1 protein-coding gene is annotated in these 1,057 nt (G+C 38.2%); it reads left to right on the top strand.

Features of this window, described 5'->3' with window-relative positions:
• Positions 1-1,057 (top strand): HYR domain-containing protein (locus ACM55M_RS17395; RefSeq protein ID WP_416858938.1); only part of this gene is annotated, 1,057 nt, incomplete at both ends.

Below are 1,057 nucleotides of genomic sequence, written 5' to 3'. Positions count from 1 at the left end.
TTCAGGTATACCTGCAGGAACTTACTCTTTGGTATACAAAATCTGCGAAATCCTTAATCCAACTAACTGCGACCAAGCTACCGTTACTATAACCGTAACTGCGCCGATTATTGATGCAGTTGATAATACCGCTTCTATAAATGGATACACAGGCGGAACATTTACCAATGTTTTGTCGAATGATATGCTCAATGGAGTGGCTGTAGTTTCTTCTAAAGTCAATACGACTTTTGTGTCTGCGACTAATTTAGGTATAACACTTTCTGGTACCGATGTAGTAGTTGCTTCAGGTATACCTGCAGGAACTTACTCTTTGGTATACAAAATCTGCGAAATCCTTAATCCAACTAACTGCGACCAAGCTACCGTTACTATAACCGTAACTGCGCCGATTATTGATGCAGTTGATAATACTTATAATTCAACATGTTCTACAAATGGCACTCTTGGTAATATTTTAACTAATGATACTTTAAACGGATTTGGATTTAATGCGAGTAACGTTACTATAACTTTACAATCTGGCGGAAATCCAAATCTTTCATTAAACACAACTACCGGAGATATTATAGTCAATGGAATTTCTGTTGGACAATATACTTTAGTATATAAAATTTGTGAAGTTGTTAATCCAAATAATTGTGATACAGCAAATATTATAATAACTATTACTGACATTACTGTACCTGAAATCAGTGCCGCTGGTGCCAATGTAACCATCGATTGTCCAGCAAGTCCAATATTCACAGCTCCAACAGCAACTGATACTTGCGGAACTGCAACTATCAATGTTGTATCAGATATAACAACACCTGGTAGTTGTTTAAGCACATACAGCAGAACAATTACCTGGGATGCTACTGATACCAGTGGTAATCATAGCGCAACAGTAAGTCAAACAATAAAAATTCAGGATAAAACTGCTCCGGTATTGAGCCAAGCTCCTGCCGATGTAACCGCAGAATGTTCTGCAGTTCCTGCTGCAGCCACTCTAACGGCTACCGATAATTGTGATGCAACTCCTGTAGTGACTTTCAATGAAGTGAAAACGAACGGA

The organism is Flavobacterium galactosi, from assembly GCF_048158585.1.
GTDB classification, from domain to species: domain Bacteria; phylum Bacteroidota; class Bacteroidia; order Flavobacteriales; family Flavobacteriaceae; genus Flavobacterium; species Flavobacterium galactosi.
Note: the sequence above shows the minus strand (reverse complement) of the source record. Positions and strands in the feature narration are given on the sequence as shown.